The organism is Mesorhizobium sp. M0633, assembly GCF_040320645.1.
In the GTDB taxonomy this organism is placed as follows: Bacteria; Pseudomonadota; Alphaproteobacteria; order Rhizobiales; family Rhizobiaceae; genus Mesorhizobium.
Genome location: NZ_JAMYQC010000005.1, coordinates 70,747 through 89,304, shown reverse-complemented (window position 1 = coordinate 89,304; position 18,558 = coordinate 70,747). Strand labels below are relative to the sequence as shown.

Annotated in this window: 16 protein-coding genes; 14 read left to right on the top strand and 2 right to left on the bottom strand. The window is 64.4% G+C overall.

Annotated elements, in window-relative coordinates; translation table 11 throughout:
- Positions 1-72: 72 nt before the first annotated feature.
- From gcvA to NKI47_RS06840, 8 genes are all read left to right on the top strand, one after another.
- Positions 73-1,047 carry a transcriptional regulator GcvA gene (gene gcvA, locus NKI47_RS06875; protein WP_352588631.1) on the top strand — a complete coding sequence of 325 codons (975 nt, stop codon included), beginning with the start codon at positions 73-75 and terminating at the stop codon, positions 1,045-1,047.
- Between the two features lie 192 nt (positions 1,048-1,239).
- Positions 1,240-2,544 (top strand): nicotinate phosphoribosyltransferase, encoded by a 1,305-nt coding sequence (pncB, locus tag NKI47_RS06870; protein ID WP_352588628.1) that lies wholly within the window; start codon positions 1,240-1,242, stop codon positions 2,542-2,544.
- Positions 2,545-2,713: 169 nt separating this feature from the next.
- Positions 2,714-4,156: a hypothetical protein gene (locus tag NKI47_RS06865; protein ID WP_352588625.1), complete on the top strand. Its 1,443-nt coding sequence runs from the start codon at positions 2,714-2,716 to the stop codon at positions 4,154-4,156.
- Positions 4,157-4,319: 163 nt separating this feature from the next.
- The gene (locus NKI47_RS06860) at positions 4,320-5,624 is read left to right on the top strand and encodes an ABC transporter substrate-binding protein (RefSeq protein ID WP_352539928.1); all 1,305 of its coding nucleotides are present in this window, start codon (positions 4,320-4,322) and stop codon (positions 5,622-5,624) included.
- Between the two features lie 221 nt (positions 5,625-5,845).
- Positions 5,846-6,727: a branched-chain amino acid ABC transporter permease gene (locus NKI47_RS06855; RefSeq protein WP_352455934.1), complete on the top strand. Its 882-nt coding sequence runs from the start codon at positions 5,846-5,848 to the stop codon at positions 6,725-6,727.
- Positions 6,724-7,686 carry a branched-chain amino acid ABC transporter permease gene (locus NKI47_RS06850; protein ID WP_352588621.1) on the top strand — a complete coding sequence of 321 codons (963 nt, stop codon included), beginning with the start codon at positions 6,724-6,726 and terminating at the stop codon, positions 7,684-7,686. The genes NKI47_RS06855 and NKI47_RS06850 overlap by 4 nt, the downstream gene beginning before the upstream one ends.
- Complete coding sequence (locus tag NKI47_RS06845; RefSeq protein ID WP_352588619.1) at positions 7,683-8,411, top strand: ABC transporter ATP-binding protein; 729 nt, start codon at positions 7,683-7,685, stop codon at positions 8,409-8,411. The genes NKI47_RS06850 and NKI47_RS06845 overlap by 4 nt, the downstream gene beginning before the upstream one ends.
- Complete coding sequence (locus tag NKI47_RS06840) at positions 8,404-9,123, top strand: ABC transporter ATP-binding protein (protein WP_352588616.1); 720 nt, start codon at positions 8,404-8,406, stop codon at positions 9,121-9,123. Before NKI47_RS06845 ends, NKI47_RS06840 begins: the two co-directional genes overlap by 8 nt.
- Here NKI47_RS06840 and NKI47_RS06835 read toward each other — a convergent pair whose 3' ends face one another.
- Both NKI47_RS06835 and pncA read right to left on the bottom strand, forming a co-directional pair.
- Positions 9,124-10,551 carry a sodium:proton antiporter gene (locus NKI47_RS06835; protein ID WP_352588613.1) on the bottom strand — a complete coding sequence of 476 codons (1,428 nt, stop codon included), beginning with the start codon at positions 10,549-10,551 and terminating at the stop codon, positions 9,124-9,126.
- Between the two features lie 39 nt (positions 10,552-10,590).
- The gene (pncA, locus tag NKI47_RS06830) at positions 10,591-11,190 is read right to left on the bottom strand and encodes a bifunctional nicotinamidase/pyrazinamidase (RefSeq protein ID WP_352588610.1); all 600 of its coding nucleotides are present in this window, start codon (positions 11,188-11,190) and stop codon (positions 10,591-10,593) included.
- Between the two features lie 272 nt (positions 11,191-11,462).
- On the opposite strand from pncA, the gene NKI47_RS06825 reads away from it, so the two are divergent.
- From NKI47_RS06825 to NKI47_RS06800, 6 genes are read left to right on the top strand one after another with little or no spacing between them, the layout of a single operon-like run.
- Positions 11,463-12,323: an FAD binding domain-containing protein gene (locus NKI47_RS06825; RefSeq protein WP_352539932.1), complete on the top strand. Its 861-nt coding sequence runs from the start codon at positions 11,463-11,465 to the stop codon at positions 12,321-12,323.
- Positions 12,323-15,079 carry a molybdopterin-dependent oxidoreductase gene (locus NKI47_RS06820; RefSeq protein WP_352588607.1) on the top strand — a complete coding sequence of 919 codons (2,757 nt, stop codon included), beginning with the start codon at positions 12,323-12,325 and terminating at the stop codon, positions 15,077-15,079. Before NKI47_RS06825 ends, NKI47_RS06820 begins: the two co-directional genes overlap by 1 nt.
- Complete coding sequence (locus NKI47_RS06815) at positions 15,076-16,620, top strand: 6-hydroxynicotinate reductase (RefSeq protein WP_352588604.1); 1,545 nt, start codon at positions 15,076-15,078, stop codon at positions 16,618-16,620. The genes NKI47_RS06820 and NKI47_RS06815 overlap by 4 nt, the downstream gene beginning before the upstream one ends.
- A complete protein-coding gene (locus NKI47_RS06810; protein ID WP_352588601.1) occupies positions 16,617-17,492 on the top strand; it encodes a UPF0280 family protein in 876 nt (291 codons plus the stop codon). Before NKI47_RS06815 ends, NKI47_RS06810 begins: the two co-directional genes overlap by 4 nt.
- Complete coding sequence (locus tag NKI47_RS06805; protein ID WP_352588598.1) at positions 17,485-18,069, top strand: amino acid synthesis family protein; 585 nt, start codon at positions 17,485-17,487, stop codon at positions 18,067-18,069. The genes NKI47_RS06810 and NKI47_RS06805 overlap by 8 nt, the downstream gene beginning before the upstream one ends.
- A complete protein-coding gene (locus NKI47_RS06800) occupies positions 18,066-18,527 on the top strand; it encodes a MarR family winged helix-turn-helix transcriptional regulator (RefSeq protein ID WP_023718174.1) in 462 nt (153 codons plus the stop codon). The genes NKI47_RS06805 and NKI47_RS06800 overlap by 4 nt, the downstream gene beginning before the upstream one ends.
- Positions 18,528-18,558: the final 31 nt, after the last annotated feature.

Here is an 18,558-nt window from a genome sequence, read left to right as displayed (position 1 = left end):
GCTGCATTGAAAAATCAATTGATATTGTTAGTGTGTTATCTGTGAGAAAATCTCACAGAGCCTAGGGTCCAAATGGCCAAGCGTTTGCCACCGCTCAACCCGCTGCGCGCCTTCGAGGCGACGGCGCGCCACGCCTCGCTGAGCAAGGCGGCGGCTGAGCTCAACGTCACCCACGGCGCCATCAGCCATCAGATCAAGGCGCTCGAGCAATCGTTGGGTGTCAAGCTGTTCGAGCGTGCCGGTCAGCGGGTGAAGCTGACGCCACACGGCGCCGAGTTGCTGCCGGCGGTGTCGACCGCCTTCGACGGCATTGCCGCCGCCACGCAGCGCATGACGAGGCCGGCCAGCACCGGCGTTCTCTCTGTATCCTGCGTGCCGGCGCTACTGTTGCTGTGGATGATCCCGCGGCTGGGCAGCTTCACCTCGCAATATCCGGATATCAGGCTGACGCTGATCCCATCCAATGATGCCAAGGACGTCCGCGCACCGCATATCGATGTCTGCGTGCACTATGGTGACGGCAGCTGGACCGACTGCTGGATGCGCAAATGGTCGGGCCTCGAACTGTTCCCGGTGGTCAGCCCGACGCTGATCAACAACCGCCCGATCCGCACCGTCCGCGACCTCGCCGATCACGTCTTCCTGCATGGCGACGACGGCCGCGAATGGCATACCTGGCTGGCCGCCGCTGACGCGCTGGACCTGGAGCGCGGCCGCCGCCACCATCTTGGCGACGCGCGCATGGCGACCGAGGCCGCTGTCCACGGCCATGGCGTGGCGCTCGGCGATACGGTGACGGCAAGCGGACTGCTCGCCAGGGGCCTGCTTGTCGCCCCGTTCAGTCTTTCCGTGCCGGCCGTCGACGATTTCTATGTCGTCTGCCGCAACGAGATGCGGTCGGCGCCGATCGTGCAATTGTTCATCGACTGGCTGTTTGCCGAGAAAGAGCAGGCCGACCGCCGCGCCGACGCGCCGGTGGCGGGCCGCATCGGCACTCGCCGCAAGCGTCCGGCGCTCAAGGTGGTCGGCGCCAAGACCGCTTCCTGAGGCCGAAACTGCCGTAGGCGCCGCTTGCCGCAGGGGCTTCTTTTTGTCGGGCCAGCCCGCAAAGCGGGAGGCGCGTTCAAAAATTCGATGCTAAGAGGCATTTGGAGCAATTCCAGGAAAAGTGCGCAGCGGTTTTCCGTCCGGAATTGCGCTAGACAAAAGCTAGAGCGAGCAGCGAAGGCGCATTGAGCGATGGCAAAGACCGATATAGCGCGGCGCGTCTACAATCACACCTGGAAGCTCGACCCGATCGTCCGCAGCTTGCTCGACACCGATTTCTACAAGCTTCTGATGCTGCAGATGATCTGGGGCATGTATCCCAAGGTCGACGCCACCTTCTCGCTGATCAACCGCACCACCTCGGTCCGCCTTGCCGAGGAGATCGACGAGACGGAGCTGCGCGAGCAGCTCGACCATGCCCGCACCTTGCGCTTCTCTAAGAAAGAGATGATCTGGCTCGGCGGCAACACCTTCTATGGCCGCAAGCAGATATTCGAACCGGAATTCCTCGCCTGGCTGGAAAAGTTCCGGCTGCCCGAATACGAGCTTTCCAAGCGCGACGGCCAATACGAACTCGTTTTCAGCGGCCCGTGGATGTACACGACGCTGTGGGAGATCCCGGCGCTGGCAATCATCAATGAACTTCGATCTCGCGCGGCCATGCGGGCGTTCGGGCCGTTCGCGCTCGACGTGCTCTATGCCCGCGCCAAGGCCAAGATGTGGGCCAAGACCGAGCGGCTGAAGGCGCTGCCCGGCATCCGCATCTCGGATTTCGGCACCCGCCGCCGTCATTCCTTCCTGTGGCAGCGCTGGTGCGTCGAAGCGTTGAAGGAGGGCATCGGCGAGGCCTTCACTGGCACCTCCAACGTGCTGCTCGCCATGGACAACGATCTCGAGGCGCTCGGCACCAATGCGCATGAACTGCCGATGGTGTTCGCCGCGCTCACCAATTCGGAAAAGGAATTGAAACAGTCGCCCTACAACGTGCTGCAGGATTGGCAGCGCTACTACGGCGGCAACCTGCTGATCGTACTGCCGGACACCTTCGGCACCGCGGCGTTCCTGCGCGATGCACCGGACTGGGTCGCCGACTGGACCGGCTTCCGCCCCGACAGCGCGCCGCCGATCGAAGGCGGCGAGAAAATCATTTCCTGGTGGCGCGAAAAGGGCAAGGACCCCAAGCAGAAGCTGCTCATCTTCTCGGATGGGCTGGAGGTCGAGACCATCGAGGAAACCTACCGCCACTTCCGCGGCAAGGTGCGCATGTCCTTCGGCTGGGGCACCAACCTGACCAACGATTTCGAGGGCTGCGCGCCGACCGAGACCAACCGGCTAGACGCCATCTCGCTGGTCTGCAAGGTCACCGAAGCCAACGGCAGGCCGGCGGTCAAGCTTTCCGACAATCCGGCCAAGTCGACAGGCGACGAGAAAGAGATCGAGCGCTATTTGCGCATCTTCGGCCAGAAGGATCGCGTGGAGCAGTTGGTCAAGGTGTGAGGTGGGGGAACTCTTGCATAGTATGAGTTCCTTCGCGCCCCCCTCTGTCCTGCCGGACATCTCCCCCACTTGCGGGGAGATTGCGCCCTCATTGCTGCTTTCGCCAATCGCTGAAGTTGCAGAAGGAGAGCCGACGGCGGAACCGCCGATCTCCCCCCAAGCGGGGGAGATGTCCGGCAGGACAGAGGGGGGCGCCGTAGAGCGCTGCATTTCTGCAATCAGGCCCTTTCCCGGCCGTGTCATTTCCTTGGCTCTCCTGTCGCCCAGGCCCGCCTTCGCCCACGCCTCCGACCGCGGCCACGTCCTGCTTCTCCCCACCGGCTACTACGTCGTCGGTGGCGCGCTCGCCGTTGCCGCCAGCTTCCTTGTCCTGGCGCTACTGCCGCCGGACTCCCTCGACCGCTTCTGGCGCAAACGCCTGCCGCTTTTCGCCTTCGGCGACGGCGCGCGGACTGCCGTCAGCCTGGTATCCTTTGCCGGCTTTGCAATTCTGATTGCCGCCGGCCTGTTCGGCAGCCGCGATCCGCTCTCCAATCCGCTGCCGCTGACCGTATGGACATTGCTCTGGGTTGGCCTGGCTCTGTTGCAGGGGCTCGCCGGCGATCTCTGGTCGTGGGCCAATCCGTGGTACGCGCCGTGCCGCGTCGTCTCGCACCTGTTCGGCAGATCGCAGCCGTATCTGCTCCCCCAGTGGCTCGGCTATTGGCCGGCTTTCGTGCTGTTCTTCGCCTTCGCCTGGTTCGAGCTGATCGACCCTGCGCCTGACGATCCGGCGCGGCTGGCCTGGGCCGCCGGCGCCTATTGGCTGCTGAGCTTTGCCGCCATGCAGGTCTTCGGATACCGTGACTGGAGCCTGCGCGGTGAGTTCCTGACGGTGTTCTTTTCCATGGTAGCGCACTTCGCCATCGTCGAGCGCAACGAGGACGGCCGGCTCAAACTCTGCTGGCAGGGTGCCAAGCTGCTCGGTGCCGCGCCGCTACCGCTCAGCGGCGTCGCTTTCCTGCTGCTTGCGCTGTCGTCTGTGTCCTTCGACGGCCTGTCGAAAACCTTCTTCTGGCTAGGCTGGTTCGGCATCAATCCGCTGGAATTTCCGGGACGCACCGCTTTGATCGGCATCGGCAGTTTCGGCCTTGTGCTGAGCTTTGCCGTGCTTGCGGCCGTGTTCGTGCTCGCCGTCTTTCTTGGCCAGAACCTTGCCGGCAGCAAGCATTCGCTCGATCACGCCGCCGGGCTTTTGGTCTGGTCGATCGTACCGATCGCGCTCGCCTACCACTTCGCGCATTATCTGACGGCGCTGCTGGTCGACGGCCAATATGCGATTGCCGCTCTCTCCGACCCGTTTGCGCTGGGCTGGAACCTGTTCGGTACCGCCGACATGTCAATTGAAGCCGGCGTCGTCGCCGGTGCCGGTTCGGCGTGGTGGCTGTGGAACCTCCAGGCCGGCGTCATCATAGCCGGCCACATGCTTGCTGTGCTTGTCGCCCATGGCTTGGCCTGGCGGCTGCACGCCATTCCGGCTCGCGCCGCGCTCAGCCAGTTCCCGCTCACCGTGCTGATGATCGCCTACACCGTCCTCGGCCTATGGCTGCTTGCGACGCCGAGCGCCGGATGAACGAGGTGTGCGATGCCCGTCAATCGAACCTTGGGGAAAGCTCGCTTGCCACGTCAGAGCTTTGGTGATTTAGTTTGTACACATGCAATTTTTGCCCCTCTTAACAAGAGTGGCCTGCCTGCTACAGCCATTGGTCAAAGCTCAAAAAACAAGGGGAACTGCCGTGACTGACAAGAATGGGTTTTTCGATCTCTCCAGATCCGCTCTCACCCGCCGCACGGCGCTGAAGGGCCTTGCCGCCGGCGCCGGTCTTGCCGTCGCGCCGGGTTTCGTGCGTTACAGCCAGGCGCAGAGCTCGGCGCCGATCAAGATCGGTTTTCAGTCGCACCGCACCGGCATCGGCGCCGCCTATGGCCGCTGGTACGAGAAGACCACGGCGGCTGCCGTCAAGGCGATCAACGATGCCGGCGGCATCAACGGCCGACCGGTCGAGGTGATCATCGAGGATGACGGCACCGATCCCGGCCGGGGCGCCGAAGTCGTCGGCAAGTTCGCCTCCCAGCACAAGACCGACATCGTCTACGGTACGCTGTTTTCGCATGTCGTGATCGGCTCGGCGCCGGCCGCCGGCGAGGCCAAGATGCCCTATTTCGTTGTCAGCGAAGGCCACCACGTCGCCTCGACCAAGTTGAACCGCTACGTCTTCCAGCCCGGCATCACCGATGTGAAGAGCCAGATCCAGTCGATGGCACCGTGGATTGCCGCCAATGCCGGCAAGAAGGTGACGCAGATCTTCCCCGATTTCGCTTTCGGCTATGACCATCGCGACTACCTGCCGCCGGCGCTGAAGGCGCAAGGCGCCGAGGTCATTGCGCAGATCGCGATTCCGCCGACGGAATCCTCCTTCACCAAATATTTCCCGCAGATCCCCGCGGAGACCGAGGTGATCTACCACGTCATGGTCGGCCCGGCGGTGCTCACCTTCGTCAAGGAGCTCGGCGAGTTCTACGGCTCCAATCGGCCGCAATTGTTCGGCTTCATCGATTCGCTCGAAGCCACCGACATCAACAGCCCCGGCCTCGAATTCCTCGACGGTAGCCATTTCTGGGAAGGCTCGCCGCGCTACGCGCAGCCCGATGATTCCCCCGCACAGAAGGCCTACCGCGCCGCCGTCGGCATCGATGACAATGGTGCCGCCGTCGGCGACCCCAAGGACGTCTCCACCGCCGCGCACATGTTCGGCTGCTGGGAAACGCTCTACGTCGTCAAGAAGGCGATGGAGGATGCCGGCTACAAGGGCCCGGAAGACCGCGCCAAGCTGGTCGAGGCGACCGAGGCGTTGACCGAGTTCGCCGAGGGGCCCGAGCATCCGCAGGGACCGAAAACCTTCAACGGCAAGATCCACCAGTGCTTTGGTATCCAGAACATCTCCAAGGTCGAAGGCGGCCGGCTGAATGTCGTCCACAAGACCAAGATCGAGGACGGCCTCTATGAGCCTGAGGGGGATTACACGACGCAGACGCTGTGAGCTTGGTTTCATTAAGCACAGTGCGCTTCGGCCCACCCCCCTCTGTCCTGCCGGACATCTCCCCCTCAAGGGGGGAGATTGGCTGTCACCAGCGCTTTCGCCAATCGCAAAGGCCGGTAGGTGGCCGCCTTCGCGGGAACTGCCAATCTCCCCCCTTGAGGGGGAGATGTCCGGCAGGACAGAGGGGGGTGCGCCTCGCACCTGCGATGGGTGTGTAACCGATGCACTTCGGACCTCACCTGCTCCTCGCCGCTCTCGAAGGCCTCGTCACCTCCGCCGTGCTGGCGCTGACGGCGCTTGGCCTGTCGCTGGTGTTCGGCGTCATGCGCGTCGTCAATGTCGCGCATGGCGAGTTCTTCATGCTGGGCGCGGTGCTTGCCTGGGCGATCTCAACGGCGATATCCGGCCATCCGGCGCTCGGCTTCCTGGCCGCCCTGGTGCTGGCGCCGCTGATCGTCGGCCTGATCGCGCTGCTCGCCGAACGGCTGGTGCTGCGCCGGCTCAACTACAATCCGGAAGCCACCATCGTCGCCACTATCGGCATGCTCTACATCATCCAGCAATTGGCACTGACCTTCTACGGCCCGGAGGCGCGGCCGGTGGAGCCGCCGTTCAGCTACCGCATCCTCCTGCCGTGGTTCGGTTATTCCGGCTACAAGCTGTCGATCATCGCCGCGTCGGCGCTGCTGCTGGTCGCGACCTGGCTGGTGCTGACGCGCACGAAAATCGGCCTCGTCATGCGCGCCACGCAATATGACAGCGAGACGGCGCAGGCCTTCGGCATCCCGGTGACCAGAGTCTATGCCGGTGTTTTCGCGCTCGGCGCCATGCTGGCTGCTGTCGCCGCGGTGCTGATCGTGCCGATCAGCCAGGCCCACTATCTGATGGGGCAGGACCCGCTGTTGCTGTCGTTCATCGTCGTCATCATCGGCGGCCTCGGCTCGCTGCGCGGCACGGTCGTCGCCGCGGTGCTGATCGGCCTTTCCGACGGCATCATCTCGGTGTTCTTCTCACCGACGCTGGCCAAGATCATCGCCACCTTGCTCGTCGCCATGGTGCTGGTGTTCCGGCCGCAGGGCCTGTTCGGGACGACATCGCGATGAAGGATGCTTCGCCGGCAAAGCCATATGCGCTGCACCTCGGCGCCATCGCCCTGCTTTGCGGGCTTAGCTTCGTCCTGCCGGAATACCATCACGGCCTGCTCGCCCGCATCATGGTGCTGGCGGTCTTCGCCATGGGCTACAATCTGCTGTTCGGCTATGTCGGGCTGCTTAGCCTCGGCCATGCCATGTTCTTTTCAGCCGGGCTCTATGGCGCCGGCCTTGCCGTCATCCATCTCGGCTGGAGCGTGCCGGCCGCCTTCGCAGCCGGGCTTGCCTGCGGCGCGCTTCTCGCGCTGGGGATCGGGCTGCTGGCGCTGCGCACCTTCGGCGTCGCCTTCATGATCGTCACTATGATGTTCGCGCAGGTATTCTATCTCGTCATCCTCTATTTCGCTGCCTGGACCGGTGGCGACCAGGGCATGGTCGTGCCGCAGCCGATGCGTGTCCTTGTCCTGGGCAGCACGTCACTCGACCTCACCAACCCGACCGTGCGCTATATGAGCGCGCTGGCACTGTTCTCGATCGTGCTGCTCATAAGCCTGGCGATAGTCCGCTCCGGCTACGGTCGCGTGCTGGTCGCCATCCGCGAGAACGAAGAGCGGACCAAAATGCTTGGCTACGATACATTTTCCAACAAGCTCGCCGCCGTCGTCATCTCAGGCAGCATCTGCGCGGCTTCCGGCGCGGCCTATGCGCTGCTGTTCGGCTATGTCGGCTCGAGCTTCGCTTCGGTGCAATATTCCATCCTGCCGCTGCTCTGGGTGCTGCTGGGCGGCGCCGCCACCACGCTCGGTCCGCTGATCGGCACGCTGTTCATGTATTATGTCATCGACATCGCCAGCGGCTACACCTCGGCCTATCTGCTGATCGTCGGCATAGCGCTCATCCTGCTGGTGCTGTTCTTCCCGAGAGGCGTTCTCGGCAGCATCCGCCAGCGCTGGCTCGGGTGGTTGCCATGATGCCGCTGCTCACCACCAAAGGCCTGTCGCGCAGTTTCGGGGGCTTGCGTGCCGTCGACGGCGTCGACTTCGCGCTGATACCGGGCGAGATTCGCGCCATCATCGGCCCTAACGGCGCCGGCAAGACCACCTTCGTCAGCCTGGTCAGCGGCCGCATCCAGTCCTCGTCGGGCACGATCATCTTTGACGGCGCCGATATCACCAGCCTGCCTGCCTACGCCAGGGTTCGCCTTGGCATCGCCTATACGTTCCAGATCACCAGCGTCTTTGCCAATCTCAGCGCCTACGACAATGTTGCCCTGCCGGTGCAGCGCACGCTGACCGACGGCCGCTCGAAGGGCGCGGTTCACACCGGCGTCATGGCCGCGCTCGAGCGTACCGGCCTTGCCGACCGCGCGCAAATGCCGGCCGGGCAATTGTCCTACGGTCACCAGCGGTTGCTGGAAGTGGCGATGGGACTGGCACTGAAGCCGCGGCTGCTGATCCTCGACGAACCGACGCAAGGGCTGGCCGACAGCGAGATCGACAATTTCATCGAGCTGGTGCGCGAGATCGCCGATAGCGCCACCGTGCTTTTGATCGAGCACAACATGCCGGTGGTCATGCGGCTCGCCGACCGCATCACCGTCTTCAACGCCGGCAGGATTTTGGCTGAAGGCACGCCCGAGCAGATCCGCGCCAATGCCGCGGTGCAGGACGCTTATCTGGGGACCACCCATGACTGAGGTCCAGTCCAAGGCACTGACCGTTTCCGGGCTCGATTGCTTCTATGGCGAGGTCCAGGTGCTCTATGGGCTGGATCTGGTTCTGAACGAGGGCGAGGTGCTTTGCCTGTTCGGCCGCAACGGCGCCGGCAAGACGACGACGCTGAAGGCGATCATGGGCCTGGTGCCGGCAGCCGCCGGCTCGATCAGGCTCGAAGGGCGGGAATTGACCGGCTTGCCGGCGCACGAGGTGCCCAAGGCCGGCGTCGCCTACGTGCCGCAGGGCCGGCGGCTGTTCGCCGAGATGACGGTGGGTGAAAACATCGAGATCGGCCTGATGGCCCGCAACAAGGGCAAGGCGACGCGCGAAAACGTGCTCGATCTTTTCCCGCTGCTGCGCCAGCGCCTCAGGCAGCGTTCCGGCACGCTATCCGGCGGCGAGCAGCAGATGCTGGCCATGGCCCGCGCCCTGTGCCTGGAACCACAGGTGCTTCTGCTCGACGAGCCGACCGAAGGGCTGATGCCATCGATGATCGCCAAGATCCGCGAAACGGTGTCGAAGCTGCGTGCGCTTGGCGTGTCGACAATTCTTGTCGAGCAGCGCGTCGATGCCGTGCTCTCGGTCGCAGACCGCGTTTGCTTCATCGAAAACGGCCGCAACCGCGAGACGGTCGATGTCGAGGAACTGCGTTCCGATCCCTCCGCGGTCCGCCGCTATGTCGGCGTCGGATGATCAGGCAAAGAACAGCAAGCCGGCAAGCAGGAATGTCGGGATCAGCACCGCGCCCGACCATGCCATATAGCCAAAGAAGCTCGGCATCTTGATGCCGCGATGCCTGGCAATGGCATAGACCATGAAATTCGGCGCATTGCCGACATAGGTGTTGGCGCCCATGAACACCGCGCCTGCCGAGATCGCCGCCAGCGTCGAGGCGAGCTCGGTCATCAGATGCTGCGCATCGCCGCCAGCCAGCTCGAAGAACACCAGATAGGTCGGCGCATTGTCGAGGAAGGACGACAGCGCTCCGGTCAGCCAGAAATAGGCAAGGTTGTCCGGCGCGCCGGTCGGCGAACTGACGAGCAGCACCAACGGCGCCAGCGCGCCGTCGAGCCCGGCCCGCAATATGGCGACAACCGGCACGATGCAGATGAAGATGCTGGCGAACAGCTTCGCCACCTCGGCAATCGGCCCCCAGCTGAAGGCGTTTGCGCCGCGAAACTCCTTCGGCGAGACGACAAGCGAAGTGAAGGCCAGTATCAGGATGGCGGCGTCGCGCACCAGATTCTGCAGCTCGAGGCTGACGCCCTGAAAAGAGAAACTCACTCCCGGCTTCCAGGCAGCGGAAATCAGGATCGCGGCGATTACGCCGGCCAGCAGCGGGATGTTGGCCAGGCCGCGAATGCGCACCTTGCTGTCGGGCGTCGGATCCTTGATCTTCGGCGCGCCTTCCTCCCGGCGATGCATGATGATGTCGATCGCCAGGAAAACAGCCAGCACCACGCCGGCGACGAACAGCGTCTCGGGCAGCAGGTGAACTGTCGTCCAGAAGAAATCGACGCCGCGCAGAAAGCCGACGAACAGCGGCGGATCGCCCAGCGGCGTTAGCGACCCGCCGATGTTGGACACCAGGAAGATGAAAAAGATGACGACATGGGCGTTGAAGCGCCGGTTGTCGTTGGCGCGGATGAGCGGCCGGATCAGGATCATCGAGGCGCCGGTTGTGCCAATGATCGAGGCAAGCAGCGCCCCTCCCAGCAACAGCCCGGCATTGACCAGCGGCGTGCCGTGTATGTTGCCGGCAACGAAGATACCGCCCGAAATCGTGAACAGCGCAAACAGCAGGATGATGAACGACATGTATTCGGTGAGCAGCGCATGCAGCACCGCCTGCGTGGCGGACGGGATGCCGAAGGCGATGGCCAGCGGCCCGATCACCAACGCTGCCCAGAAGGCAGCGATCTTGCCGTAATGGTGCTCCCAAGCATGATGGAACAGCAGCGGGCCGGTCGCGATGCAAAGCAATAGCCCGGCAAACGGCAGCACCCACCAAAGCGACATGGCGGCGCCCGGCAATTCGTGCGCTTCGGCCGCGAGAACCGCATTCGGAGAAAAGATTGCTGCAATAAGTGCAGCACTTGCCGTCAACGCCGCAAACCGCATGAAGCCCTCAAAAGTCTGTCAGGTTCGGCTGGATGACGTTCAAATCAGTGTCACGCCGGCATCGCGCATCCGGCCCAGCATCCTCTCCACGGAGCCGTTGAGATCGATGCCGCGGCAGGCGTCGAGCCGCACGGACGTCTCAAAACCGAGCTTGACCGCGTCGAGCGCCGAAAAGGCGACGCAGAAATCCGTCGCCAGGCCGACCAGGGTCAGCATCTCGATGTTCCGATCCCGGAGATAGCCGGCAAGGCCGGTCGGCGTCGTCCGGTCGTTCTCGAAGAATGCGGAATAGCTGTCGATCGCAGGACGGAACCCCTTGCGGATCACCAACTCGGCCTTGCTCCAGGCGAGGCCCGAATGGAAATCCGATCCCAGGCTGCCCTGGATGCAGTGATCCGGCCACAGCGTCTGGTGGCCATAAGGCACGTCGATCGTTTCGAACGGGTGCTTGCCGGGGTGGCTGGAGGCAAAGCTCGAATGGCCGGCAGGGTGCCAGTCCTGCGTCAGCAGGACGTGCCCGGTCCGCCGGATCAGGTCATTGACCAACGGCACGATTTCGTCGCCACCGGCCACTTCAAGGGCGCCACCCGGGCAGAAATCGTTCTGCAGGTCGATAACGACAAGCGCTTCGTCGGCCATGGAGCCTCCTTATTTTCTTGGTCTTGAGCTTAGGCTCCAATGAAAACGCGACCGGACGCAGAAACTTGACCAGATGGCCGGCTGCGTCAACCTCTCATGGCATAACAAATGCGTTCCGGGTGCACCGGTGCCAACAGCCGTGCAAACTCTGGCTTTGACAATTCCTGCCGGCTTGATATCATTTGCATACGAATGAATTTCCTGCCTTGAATGCTCGGGAAAATCTTTCGGCAGGATCCCCTCTCGGGAAGCCCATTCTGGGAAGGCAAAGCGTGATCCGTTACGCAAAACCCACCACGGTCGACGACGCCCTCGCTTTGCTGGGCGAAGGGCAATGGCGCATCCTCGCCGGCGGCACCGACTTCTATCCGGCACAGGGCAGCAAGCCTTTCCGCGACAATGTCCTCGATATCAATGGCCTGGTGGCATTGCGCGGCATTGCCGAAGCCGAAAACCATTGGCTCGTCGGCGCGCGCACCACCTGGACCGATCTCGTCCGCCATCCTCTGCCGGCGGCTTTCGACGCGCTGAAGCAGGCGGCGCGGGAAGTCGGCTCGGTGCAGATCCAGAACGTTGCCTCGATTGCCGGCAATCTCTGCAACGCCTCGCCGGCCGCCGACGGCGTGCCGGCGCTGCTGGTGCTCGATGCCGAAGTCGAACTGCGTTCCGCTGTGGCGACCCGGCATCTGCCCCTTGCAGAATTCATCCTCGGCAACCGTCGCACCGCACTGCAGCCCGGCGAAATGGTCACGGCAATCCGCATTCCCAAACCCGCGACCGCCGGCAGCTCCGCCTTCGTGAAACTCGGCGCGCGGCGTTATCTCGTCATCTCCATCGCCATGGCCGCCGCACGCCTGGCCGTCGAAGATGGTATGGTCAGGAACGCGGCCGTCGCCGTCGGTTCCTGCTCGGTTGTCGCCAGGCGCCTGGCGGGTGTCGAGGCGGCGCTACGCGGCCGGCCCGTCGGCCACGCGCTGGCCACTGCGATCCAATCCGCACCGATGGACGAGTTGTCGCCGATCGGCGACGTGCGCGGCAGCGCCGAATATCGGCTGGACGCTGCGCGCGAGATCGTCGCCCGCGCCGTGCTTGGTGCGATGGGCGCTGTTCCCGACGAAAGGGCGGCGGCCTGATGGGCATGGAGCGCGCCGACATCGCCTTCGAAGTCAACGGCGCCGCCGTCAGCGTTTGTGTGCCGCCGGTGCGGCGGCTGTCCGCGGTGCTGCGCGACGAACTGCGGCTGACCGGCACCAAGATCGGCTGCGATGCCGGCGATTGCGGCGCCTGCACGGTGCTGGTCGACGGCGAGCCGGTCTGCGCCTGCCTGATGCCCGCGGCTTCCGCCTCCGGCACCGTGGTGACGACCGTCGAAGGCCTCGCCAATGGCCGGTTGTCGGCGCTGCAGGCTTCGTTCCTCAGCCATGGCGCAGCGCAATGCGGCGCCTGCACGCCCGGCCTGCTGGTCGCGGCAACGGCACTCCTGGACAGGACGCCTTGCCCGAGCGAGGCCGAAACGCAGGATGCACTGGGCGGCGTGCTCTGCCGCTGTACCGGCTACCGCAAGATCGTCGCCGCGGTGATGGATGCTTGGCGCCACGCCGACGGTCTCGATCAGCGCATGCCATCCTCTGGCCATGCCGTCGGCTCCTCCCCGATCCGCCTCGATGGCCTTCCGAAAGTCACTGGCGGCGAAAAATTCGGCGGTGATTCATTCCCGGCCGACGCATTGTCGGTGTTGGTGGTCCGCTCGCCGCATTATCATGCCGCTTTCACTTTTGGCGATCTCGGCAGCTGGGTGAAATCCCGTCCTGGCATTGCCGGCGTCTTCACCGCCGCCGACATTCCGGGAAAGAATTGTTTCGGCGTCATCGCGCCCTTCGCCGACCAGCCGGCGCTGGCCGAAGGGGTTTCGCGCTTTCGCGGTGAGGCGGTGGCGCTGGTCGCCGGCGAACGCGAGGCTATCCTCGATCTCGACCTAGCCGATTTCCCTGTCAGTTGGACCGAGTTGCCGCATTTTCTGGAAACTGGCGAAGCGCAGGCCGGCGGTGCGCAACTAGTCCATGAAAACCGGCCCTCGAACCTGCTCACCTCCGGCTTCGTGGAGCGTGGCGACCCCGAAGCCGCGCTCGCCGGTGCGGCTTTCGCCGTTTCCGGCGCCATCCACACTTCCTATGTCGAGCACGCCTATATCGAACCGGAAGCCGGCTATGCCTTCATGGACGGCGACACGCTGGTCGTCGTCGCCTGCACGCAGGCGCCCTATATGGACCGTGACGACACGGCAAAAGTGCTCGGCCTTGCCCCGGAACAGGTGCGCATCGTGCCGACCGCCACCGGCGGCGGCTTCGGCTCCAAGCTCGACGTCTCGCTGCAACCGCTCATCGGCCTCGTCGCCATGAAAACCGGCCGGCCGGCGGCGCTCGCCTACAGCCGCACCGAATCGATGATCTCGACCACCAAGCGCCATCCGGCTCTGATGAGAGCGAGCATCGGCGCCGATGCCGACGGCCGTGTCACCGGCATGATCTTCGCCGGCGATTTCAACACCGGCGCCTATGCCAGCTGGGGGCCGACGGTCGCCAACCGCGTGCCGGTGCACGCCTCCGGCCCCTATGCCACGCCGAACTATCGCGCCGAAGGCCGCGCCATCCACACCAACGGCCCGATTGCCGGCGCCTTTCGCGGTTTCGGCGTACCGCAGGCGACGATCATGCAGGAGACCCTCTATGACGAGCTAGCCGACAAGCTCGGCATGGATCGGCTCGACTTTCGCCTGAAGAACTGCCTTCGGAACGGATCCGAAACAGTCACCGGCCAGCGGCTCGAGTCGGGCGTCGGCATCGCCGACTGCCTCGAGGCCCTGCGCTCACATTGGCGGCGTGCCCTAACTGACGCCGACGCGTTCAACGCCCGTAGCAGCAGCGAAAAAAAACGCGGCGTCGGCGTCGCCTCTTGCTGGTACGGCTGCGGCAACACCTCGCTGCCCAATCCGTCGACCATCAAGGTCGGCATCTCGGCATCGGGCGAAGTCGTGCTGCATCAGGGGGCGGTCGATATCGGGCAAGGTTCGAACACTGTCATCGCGCAGATCTGCGCCGACGCGTTGGGTCTTCCGCTTGAAAAGCTGCGGCTGAAAGGCGCCGACACGGCGATCACCCCCGACGCCGGCAAGACATCGGCCTCGCGCCAGACCTTCGTCACCGGCAAGGCCGCCGAAAAGGCCGGCCGCGCCTTGCGCGATGAGATCTTGCGTTTCGCCAATGTCTCGGAAAAGGCGGCGATTGCGCTGGACGGCACAAGTCTGAGCATCGGGGAAGGCGAAGCGACGCGCCGCATCGATCTTTCCTCGCTGAAGGTAGACGCCGAAGGCTTTGTCTTCCGCGCCGAGGAAAGCTACGACCCGCCGACGCTGCCGCTCGATGCCAAGGGCCAGGGCAAGCCTTATGCCGTCTATGGCTATGGCGCCCAGATCGCCGAACTGGAGGTCGACCTCAGGCTCGGCACCGTGAAGCTTATAAAAATCACCGCCGCTCACGATGTCGGCAAGGCCATCAACCCTTTACTGGCAGAGGGCCAGATCGAGGGTGGCATCGCCCAGGGCATCGGCATGGCGCTGATGGAGGAATTCATCCCCGGCCGCACCGAAAACCTGCACGATTATCTGATCCCGACGATCGGCGACGTGCCACCGATCGAGACCATCCTGATAGAAGTTCCGGATCCGGAAGGACCCTTCGGCGCCAAGGGTTTGGGCGAGCATGTGCTGATCCCGACGGCGCCGGCGATCCTCAACGCCATCCGCCACGCCACCGGTGTGCTGGTCACCAAAATTCCGGCGACGCCGACCCGCATCCGCGCCGCCATCCTCGACAAGGAGGCGCGCCGATGAGCGAGCTTGCCGAACGCTTCGAGACGCATGATCCCGGCGAGAAGCTGGTGGCCGAGAAGATCCGCTGCGATGCCTGTCCGGTCATGTGCTACATCGCCGATGGCCGCACCGGCGCCTGCGACCGCTACGGCAATGTTGGCGGCAGGATCGTGCGGATGGATCCACTGACCATCCTCGACCACGCGGCCGAGACCGGCGCCGCAATCGTACCCTTTGCCGAAGAAGGCGAGGCATGGGACGGCGAACTGGTCAACACCGGCCGCCGCTTCGTCACCGCCATCGGCGCCGGCACCACCTATCCCGATTACAAGCCGGCGCCCTTCATCGTCAGCCAGGAGGTCGAGGGCGTCGATCTGGTCACCGTCGTCACCGAGGGCATCTTCTCCTATTGCGGCGTCAAGGTGAAGATCGACACCGACCGTCATATCGGCCCCGAAACGGCGACGGTCCGTGCCCAAGGCGAGGCGATCGGCCATGTCACGACCGGCGAATACGGCTCGCAGATGCTGTCGCTGGGCGGCGTACATCATTTGACCGGCGGCTCGAAGGCTGAAGGGCGCGCCACCTGCGACGCCATGCTCGCCCTGTGCAACCGCAAACCGGTTGAACTCGTCATCGACGGCGGCGCCACCGTCATCGTCGAAGCCGGCAAGCCGCCGGTCATCGACGGTAAGCTCGAGCAGCGCATGCGCGTCGGCTGCGGTTCGGCTACCATAGGCATGTTCGCGACCCAATGGCGCGGCCTTGTCGACGAGGTGGTGGTGGTCGATGACCACATCACCGGCGTCGTCTCCGAGCATCAGGCCGGCAAGGTGCTTGGCTGGCAGGATACCGGCATCAAGATCATCGGCCGCCGTTCGACGCCGGGCCGTTATTTCAAGGTGTCGGAGCCCGGCCTCGGCTGGGGCGGCACCAGCATTTCCGACCCGCTGTCGATCCTTGGTGAATGGAACGCCAAAAAGGGTGCGCGCCCCGGCATGTCGCTGCTGATGGTCTCGACCACCGGCGAGCAATTCGCCTATTACGAGCTCGACGACGAACTGAAGCCGGTCCAGAAACCGTTCCCGGAGCGGCTGCGGAAGTCGGTCGAACTGATTGAGGACAATTGCGAGCCGGCGCTCTGCACCGTGCTTTTCGTCGGCGGCGCCGGCGGCTCGCTGCGCGCCGGTGTCACCGAGAACCCGGTCAATCTGACCCGCTCGGTGCAGGGCTTGACGACCTATGTGACGGTCGGCGGCGCGCCGGTCTATGTCTGGCCGGGCGGCGGCATCACGCTGATGGTCGACGTCACCCGCGTGCCGGAAGGCGCCTTCGGCTATGTGCCGACCCCGGCGCTGGTGGCGCCGATCGAGTTCACCATGCGCCGCGACGATTATGTCAGGCTTGGCGGCTACGAAGGCGAAATCCGCAGCGTCGACGATATCCTGGCCAAGGGCGGCGAATATCTCAATCCGCGCCGCGGCACGGCCGCACCTCGTGACAATCCCTGGCCGCCGCTGGCGCAGTTGCGTCGCGCGGCCGCAAACGGGGCCGGGCGATGAACGGCCCGCAGGCGCATTGGCTCGAGGACGGCCGGAGGCTTCACCTCAATCATGGGCCGATCGACCTGATCGCCGAGGCATTCGGCGAGGCGAGTGAATGCAGCGCCGCATATCGCCAGGCAGTGGTGCGCTTCCAGACAATCCTGCCCGAACTGGTCGAAGAGTTGCCCGAACTGCGGCGCCCGGCCGCTTCGCGGCCACGTGCTTTCGCTGGCCCGACGGCGCGCCGCATGGAAGCGGCGGTCGTTCCGCTAGCGAAACAATTCGTCACACCGATGGCGGCCGTCGCCGGCTCGGTAGCCGACGAAGTGCTTGGCGCGCTGCTTGCCGGCCGCCGGCTCGAGCGCGCCTATGTCAACAATGGCGGCGACAGCGCGATCTATCTCGGCCACGGGCAGTCGATGACGCTTGCCATTGCCGGGACAGGTCATGGGTTGGCAGATCGTCTCACGATCCGCCCCGAAGACGGGATCCGCGGTGTGGCGACAAGCGGCTGGCGCGGCCGCTCCTTTTCGCTGGGCATCGCCGACGCGGTCACGGTGCTGGCGCGAACGGGTGCTGAAGCCGATGCCGCCGCGACCTTGATCGCCAACGCCGTCGACCTGCCCGGTCATCCGGCAGTTAGGCGCGTACGGGCGCGCGATCTCGCACCTGACAGCGACCTCGGCGACCGTTTGGTGACGCAGGGCGTGGGGCTGCTTTCCGCCGCTGAAATCGCTATTGCGCTGGAAGGCGGATTTGCCGTTGCCGAGGAGTTTCGGCGGCGCGGCCTGATTGCCGCCGCGGCGCTTTTCCTCGGCGGTCAGGCACGCATCGCAGGTCCGATGGCGCTCGCCAATAAGGTTTTAGAGAGGGAAATTGCTCATGCCTGAGTTTCCGATCCGCAAGATCACCGTGCTGACCGAAGAGATTTTTCACGAAGGCGGGCCGGTGGCGAAGGTGCCGCGGCGCCGCGCGGCGGCCATGGCTGTGGTCAAGAACCCGTTCGCCGGCCGTTACGTCGAGGAACTGCAGAGCGCCATGGAGGATTTGAAGCCGCTCGGGCTGCTGCTCTCCGACAGGCTTGTTGCCGCATTGGGCGGCGACGTCAAACAGATCGACGGTTACGGCAAGGGCGCCATCGTCGGCATGGCGGGCGAGCTGGAGCATGGCGCGCTGTGGCATGTGCCGGGCGGCTATGCCATGCGCGAACGGCTCGGCGACGCCAAGGCGATCGTGCCCTCGGCGAAGAAGGTCGGCGGCTTCGGCGCGCGGCTCGATGTGCCGCTCGGCCACATCAACGCCGCCTATGTGCGCAGCCATTTCGATGCCATGGAAATCGGCATCAGCGATGGCCCCCGTCCCGACGAGATCCTGTTTTGCCTCGCCATGACCTGCGGCCCGCGCGTGCACGACCGCATGGGTGGGCTGGCGGCCAAGGACATTAAGGCATGGGATGGGCTGCGGTGAGCGCCGAGGACAATCTGCTCAAGCTGGTCGAGGCCGAGGAGCCTGACGAAAACGACTATCGCTTGCAGGAGCAGGTCGGCTTCATCCTGCGCAAGGCGCATCAGCGCCATGTCTCGATCTTCGCCGCACACATCGCCGATCTGACGCCGCCGCAATTTGCCGCTTTGGCCAAATTGCGCGACGTCGGCGAGACCTCGCAGAACCAGCTTGGCAGCCTGATCGCCATGGATGCGGCGACCGTGAAGGGCGTCATCGACCGGCTGAAAGCGCGTGGCTTTGTCGAACTTAGCAAACACGAAGTCGACAAACGGCGCCTGCTGGTCAATCTGACCGCCGAGGGGCGCGACGCGATCGAGCGGCTGATTCCGCTTGCCCGTGAGATAACGCAGGAAACGCTGGCGCCGCTTTCCGCCAAGGAAGCGGCCATTTTCATGAAGCTACTGGCCAAGCTGGCTTGAGCTGCTGCCTGCCGGCATTTGGTTGTTGTTC